Below are 6608 nucleotides of genomic sequence, written 5' to 3'. Positions count from 1 at the left end.
TCTTTACACTATAGGCATCGAATGATTCTTCTATACTATTCTCAATAATATTCTTAGTATCCTCAAAGGGAATCCCGGATTTGAGTAAATCCTGAGCAGTATTTAAAATCATTCTGCTTTGAAAGGCAGAATAAGGGGAAGAATCTATAATCGTTTGCAATTGTTCTATCTCTTCATCGATGGTTACTGTTTCTACAGAAAAAACAGATATAGTAAAAGTAAATATCGTGAGTAAGGTTATTAAAGATAATATTATCTTGTTTTTGTTCAGTATCATATTTCTTATCACCTTTTTAGGTAGTATTACAATTATTTATTTCTAATATGGCATTCTTATTGCCAAATCCGTCTTTAACGTAACGAAGAGCATTGGGATCGGGAAACCATTTTTCCCCATCCATAACAAACATATACTCATATCTACCCGGTTCTAACTTAAGAGTTCCGGTCCAGACACCATCCCTCTCGGGGTCTTCTAAAATATTTGCCTGGGGATTCCAGTTATTAAAATCGCCGGCAATAGCCACAGTATGAGGTTGATTATCATTAAGTCTTAGAGAAAATTTAACTTCAGCCGAACAAATAGGAGAAGTATCAGGCGAATTAAAGAAAAAGGTAAAAGCAAAAAATACAACGAGTACAGCTGTGGCTGTGGCACCAACCAGACGAAAAGAAAGCCGCGGATGAGAAATTTGTTTCTTTAAGTGGTCTATCCAGGAAGTTTGAACTTTAATCTCTTCTTTTAAAATCTTTGCCATAATGCTTTGGGTAAGATCTTGAGGGGCATCTACCTGAGGAAGTAATTTAAAAGAAGCAACCATCTCTTTTAATTTTAAATATTCGTCTTGACAGGTTGGGCAGGATTTTAGATGTTCTTCTATGGTTTGCATGGATTCTGCATCCAGAACCTGGTCTATGTATGGATTTAACAATTTTTTGATTTTGTCGCAATTCATTTTGTTTTCTCCGCAAGATTTTTCAGTTTATAAATAAGGGAAAGCGATTTACAGCTTTCAATATATAGTACGAAAATATAATAAATAAGTTTCAACTATTCACTAAATACTAACGACTGGTTTTTAGAATTTTTTTTAATTGTTCGCGGGCACGATAGAGACGAATTTTTACCGTACCCTGTGGTAATTTGAGAATATTTGCTATTTCGATATAGGAAAGATCTTGTAAGTGGCGCAATACGATAACTTCCCTGAATTTTATAGGTAGAGAATAGATAGCCTGTTGAATGATTCGGAGATTTTCCTTTTGGGAAATAATCTGTTCCGGGTTATTGGATGAATCTGTAGGTTGGTGATAAAATTCCGAATCATCTGTTTCTATCGGAATATCCAGGGAAACATAATCTATCTCCTTTTTTTTGTATCTGTCCCTGATAATATTTAAAGTAATTTGATAGAGCCAGGTAGAAAATTTATAGGCAGGATTAAAACGCGCTAAAGATTGATAGGTATGCAGGAAAGCTTCTTGAGAAATATCCTCCGCTTCCTGAGAATTATTGCACATCCGATAAGCTAAATTATAAACCATATTTTTATAATTATCGATTAACCGGGAAAAGATTTGCCTATTTCCCAGAAGACAGGCTTCTATTATTTTAAGGTCATCCATTTAGAAAATTCTCCGATTTTCTAGTCGTTAGTGAATAGTGAATAGTTATTAGTATTAAATTCAAGATACAAGTACTAATTTTATGGGCAATTTTCGCTTATTGCATTGATCCTTTCTTCTGCAAAATTAGACCAGGAAGTGCCGGGGTAATTATCTATCACTAACTGATAGGCATCAATTGCCTCACACCACAGTTCCAATTGCTCGTAACACCAGCCAATCTGATACTGGGAATCCGGAGGAATTTCGCTGCCGCTACTCCAGGTACTACCGGGATAATTATCAATGATTAATTGAAAAGCAGGGATGGCATTATTCCACTGTTCAAGTTTTTGCCCATAGCACCAACCAATATAATACTGTGCACAGGGAGCAATAAGCCTTTCCAATTCACCCGGCCAGGTAGAGTCAGGATAATTATCAATAGTTTTCTGGAATTCTAAAATAGCCTGGCTATAATTTTTCGCCTCGTAGTAAGAATAACCGATATAATATTGAGCAGGCGCTGCATAATCGCTTTCGGGATAGTTTTCGATAACTTTATTAAATTCAAGGATAGCTTTTTCGTAATCAGCTAATTTCCTATAACTTTGAGCAATACTGTATTGGGCAAGAGCCAGCAGAGAACTCTCGGGATAATCATTTATTAATTTCTGATATGCTTCAATGGCATGAGAGTAGTCATAGGTTGCATAATAACAATTTCCAATTCCTAGCTGTGCGTCATCGGCGTAGGGGCTTTCGGGGTAATTGCTAATTAGTTTTTGGTATTCAAGGAGAGCTTGAATAAAATAGCTTAATTTTTTTTCATTGATATAGCCGATATAATATTGGGCGTCATCGGCATAGGGGCTGTCGGGAAAGTCATTAATTAATTGTTGAAAAGTGCTAAGAGAATTTGAATATTCGCCTGAATTGTAATAGATAATTCCTCCATCATAGAGGTACTTATCGTCAACTGCCCTAATAACGATAGGATTACCATTATCAATTAAAGTAACTTCGTCCTTTTTTATTACTATACTCAAGATCTTATAAGTAATATAGTTTACTTTGGCAATGGTTAAAGTTCGTGCCCCTATGGATACCTCGTCTATCCGAAAGTACCCATCTGCATCGGTAAGAGCAGTATTGGAGGAGCCAGTTATACTTACCAGGGCTCCTTCTAAAGGACGTGTATCAATAACCGTCTCTTCGTAAATATAGCCTTCTACCGAACCCTTGGAGAAGGGTGAAAATAGACAACCGTTTAAAAGTAGTAAGGAAAAAGTGAGCAATATTAAAAAAATGACAGCTGGAAATGGTGCTTTGTCATTTTTTATTTTTTTGAAATATTTTTTTAATAATAACACTGGACTGGCAAGGCCTCCTTTGTCGATTATCTGATTAACCAGTTTACCGGTTAATACTACAGTATGGCATGCTGTATTGGATTAAATAGAAACAAAGAAATCTATATTCTTCGAGATAACCATTTTTTAACATGATCCATAAATTCATAAAATTGATCTAACTTTTGCAGATTTTTGTATACTTCATCCCAATCAATATCCAAATATTCGTGAATTAAAATATTTCTAAAACCTGCAATGGGTGCAAATTTTTGAGCAAAATTATATGGTAAAATATTTTCTTCTCCCAATTTTGTTATAGATCCATAATAATCTTTGGGTTTTTCTAAATCATCTAAGGAGATTATCCTATTGGCAATATCGATACATGATTGAATAGCAACTTCTAAATTTCTCTCTACAATATCTTGCAAATACTCATCTCGAAAAAATTCTTCTTTGCTTTTTTCTTTAAGAGGTTCTAATTTTATCAAGCATTTCTTCAGTCTTTCCAAGCGATGCTCTATACCGCTGAATTCTGTCTCCATATTTCTCTCCTTTGGGTTTAAACTTAAGTATTTCTTTTTTTTGTGTCCGCAAAATAGGCAGATAATCAAAATATTTACTTAAGGTATCCGCTTCAAATTCAGTCCTGATTGTAGAATTTTTCTGAAAAATATTTTTTCCTGTAGCAATAATATTATACTTTAATTCTATAGGGGCATTATTAAGAATAACCAAATCCACCTGCCCAGTATTTAAAAAATTTACTAATTTATTTTTTAATTTATACTTAAATTGGAAAGACGGTTCTTGGGATAGAAAAACCGCAAAATCATAATCACTTAGTGGGCTTATTTTACTCTTTAACTGGGAACCAAAAATATAAGCAAGTAATATATCATTTTCATCGGAAAATATTTTTTTTATATTAATAACATTAAATTTATCAAACATATCCTTTTCCTGCCTCAACAATTTCGCTTATCAAACCGGTTAGCGTTGGTTGGTAAACTAAGTAACCGGGTGACTGACAAATTAATTCTTATTTATTTTCTTTAATTCTTTTTCCGCTTCCTGAGCAAATTCCGATTGAGGGGCAAGCTCAACCGCACGAGAGAGGAATTCTCGAGCCTTTTCTATTTCACCTATTTTATCATAAGATAAACCTAAATAATAGTAAGCCTCTATATTATCGGAAGAGATTTCTATCACATGCTCCAAGTACTCAATCGCTTGAGAATAATTTTTTTCTTGGAAATATATACAGCCTACCCTGGTGTTAAGGTAATTAATCATTCCGGTATTGCCGGATGCCAGGGAAGAGCTGGTGGCTAAATCTAAGGCTTTTAAGTAATATTCTAAAGCTTTATCCTGCTCATTAATAAAGGGAACTATACTTCTTGTTTCATAGATATACCCTAATTTAAGATAACTATTTAAATCTTTGGGATTATTTTCGATAATCTTTTCATATTGTGGAATGACTTGTTCTGCTATTTTATTGGCCTTCCGAAAAAGACTGTAGGCTTTAAAAATATTCTTGTTATTGTATTCTTTAATCCCTTCTTGTAGATAGCATTGACCCAGGTAATAGTAACTCTCTGTATGATTTTGATCTAATTCAATCGATTTTTCAAATTCAGGGATAGCCTTATCATATTCTCCCCGGCTGAAATAAGATATGCCAAGTTTAAAAGGAGCTTGGGGTGGGAGTTGAACCTGAGATATAGTTTTATCTTCATCCTTAATAAATCCGGAAACTATAACTACCGCTCGAGGATTGATAGGATCATTAGACTCCACATAAATCCGTTTCGTGAATTGCCCTATCATATCCAGAGAATTAATTGTAATCTTTATTTCTCCTTCTTCCCCCGGATTAAGCTCGCTGTTAGAGATAATAGGTTCAATGCAGGATTCACAACTAACTTTGGTTCCCTTGATAATTAAAACTTCATTGCCTATATTTTTAAAATGAAAAATATGAGTAGGCAGCTCTTCAGGAGTAATTTCTCCGAAATCCCAGGCATTTTCCGGAAAGTAAATAGTGGGACCCGAGTCTGCTTGGACAATTATTACCCGGGGGCATAATGGTAAGGTCTGAACAAGAAGAATAAAAAATAAAAAAAAGGCAATATATATTAATAAAGAGAATGTTTTGTTTTTTTTACTTAGATTATTTTTCATAAATTTATTTTAATATCTTTCGTATATTTTCTTAGCTTTTTAGCTTTGAGTCCTTTAATTATATAATACATAATCACCATGTGCAACCTACAAAATCAAAAAGGTAAACTTTGGTGCCTGGCACGAAAGTTTACCTTTTGCAAAAAATTAAAATATGATATACTTAGAAAAAATATTTTAGTGAGGGACTGATGGCAATAAATATATCAATCAGAAATTTTCCACGGCCAAAGATATTAGACCGCTATATTGTTAAGGAAGTAATGAGTTTTGTAGCTCTGGCTGTTGCTGCCCTTACCATTATGTTAATCATGCAAACTCTCTTTGAGCTAATGGACATGCTGATCAATAAGAAGGTAGCCTGGCCTTATATTGTCAAATTATTAGCCTATCGCCTTCCCGCTTTTCTGGTAGTGACCTTTCCTATCTCTTTGCTGGCTTCCAGTGAACTGGCTATTGGCCGCCTTTCCACAGACGGTGAAATAACTGCTATGAGAGCAGGAGGGATAAGCCTGCGCCGGATTATGATCCCTTTCCTAATTGCTGCTTTTGCCATAAGCATTTTAGCTTTCTTAATAAATGATTATATCGTGCCTGAGGCTAATCATATTTCACAGAATATCATTCGGGAGATTGTGCTAAAAAAAGGACCTCCTAATATTATGCGGAATGTCTTTTTCCGTGATGCTGAAAATCGTTATTTCTATATAAACCGCCTTGACGAAAAAAATATGCTCATGCAGGATATCATGGTCTATGAAATGACGCGGGAAAAATTTCCTCGAACGATAACTGCCAAAACAGGGAGATGGGTCATTGATACCTGGAAGCTGGAGAATGGAACTATTTATAATTATGACGAAAACGGTAAGATTACTTATGAAATGAGCTTTGACACTATAGATATTATTGTTAAGGATGACCTGAAAAAATTCTTTACAAATCAAAGAACTCCCCAGGAAATGAGCAGTAAGGAATTAAGGCAACAGATAGATATTTTACAACAGGCTGGGGCAGATACTAATAATTTTGCAGTAGATTTCTATATGAAATACTCTATTCCCTTTAGCGGTCTAATCTTTGTGCTCTTAGGAGTGCCTTTGGGATTACGGGTAAAACGAGGGAGTAAAGCTACCGGAGTAATTATTAGTATTGTGTTAGTTTTACTTTATTACGTGCTTCTCTCTACCACTCGCTCTATGGGGCGAGGAGGTATGTTAACTCCAATACTGGCAGCTTGGTCTCCTAACATGGTTTTTGCTATTTTAGGAGGAATTATTATGTTTAGAGCTGAAAAAAAGTGAAGTAATTTACTAATTCACCAATTGACCGATTTACCGATTAAATTAGATACTGTGTTAAAAGTCAACTCACCAACTCTCCTAAAAGACACGATATTTGATTTTTAGTATTTTAGTTTTAAATCGCTACATACTCCGTCTTATTATGGTAGATGGCGTG

The 6608-nt window shown here is 34.6% G+C and carries 8 protein-coding genes; 1 reads left to right on the top strand and 7 read right to left on the bottom strand.

The features are described 5' to 3' along the window. The 7 genes from ENO17_07235 to ENO17_07205 form a co-directional block, all read right to left on the bottom strand. Window positions 1-277, bottom strand: a 277-nt coding sequence (locus ENO17_07235; GenBank protein ID HER24823.1) for a hypothetical protein, incomplete at its 3' end; no start/stop codon positions are given. A 16-nt stretch (window positions 278-293) separates the two neighbouring features. Beyond that, window positions 294-956, bottom strand: coding sequence for a hypothetical protein (locus ENO17_07230; GenBank protein HER24822.1), 663 nt, complete (start codon window positions 954-956; stop codon window positions 294-296). A gap of 109 nt (window positions 957-1065) precedes the next feature. Next, window positions 1066-1626: a sigma-70 family RNA polymerase sigma factor gene (locus tag ENO17_07225; protein HER24821.1), complete on the bottom strand. Its 561-nt coding sequence runs from the start codon at window positions 1624-1626 to the stop codon at window positions 1066-1068. An 80-nt stretch (window positions 1627-1706) separates the two neighbouring features. Further along, window positions 1707-2978 (bottom strand): tetratricopeptide repeat protein, encoded by a 1272-nt coding sequence (locus ENO17_07220; protein ID HER24820.1) that lies wholly within the window; start codon window positions 2976-2978, stop codon window positions 1707-1709. 101 nt (window positions 2979-3079) lie between these two features. Beyond that, entirely contained in the window at window positions 3080-3472 is a 393-nt protein-coding gene (locus ENO17_07215) for a DUF86 domain-containing protein (GenBank protein HER24819.1), read from the bottom strand. Beyond that, window positions 3429-3914, bottom strand: coding sequence for a nucleotidyltransferase domain-containing protein (locus tag ENO17_07210; GenBank protein HER24818.1), 486 nt, complete (start codon window positions 3912-3914; stop codon window positions 3429-3431). Before ENO17_07210 ends, ENO17_07215 begins: the two co-directional genes overlap by 44 nt. 81 nt (window positions 3915-3995) lie before the next feature. Beyond that, window positions 3996-5147 carry a tetratricopeptide repeat protein gene (locus ENO17_07205; GenBank protein ID HER24817.1) on the bottom strand — a complete coding sequence of 384 codons (1152 nt, stop codon included), beginning with the start codon at window positions 5145-5147 and terminating at the stop codon, window positions 3996-3998. A 191-nt stretch (window positions 5148-5338) separates the two neighbouring features. Between ENO17_07205 and ENO17_07200 the strand changes: the two genes are divergently transcribed. Further along, window positions 5339-6451 carry a YjgP/YjgQ family permease gene (locus ENO17_07200; protein ID HER24816.1) on the top strand — a complete coding sequence of 371 codons (1113 nt, stop codon included), beginning with the start codon at window positions 5339-5341 and terminating at the stop codon, window positions 6449-6451. The last annotated feature ends 157 nt before the right edge of the window (window positions 6452-6608 follow it).

This window comes from Candidatus Atribacteria bacterium (genome assembly GCA_011056645.1).
Classification (GTDB): domain Bacteria; phylum Atribacterota; class Phoenicimicrobiia; order Phoenicimicrobiales; family Phoenicimicrobiaceae; genus Sediminicultor; species Sediminicultor quartus.
The sequence above is the reverse complement of the archived record's forward strand: the minus strand, read 5'-3'. Positions and strand labels throughout refer to the sequence as shown.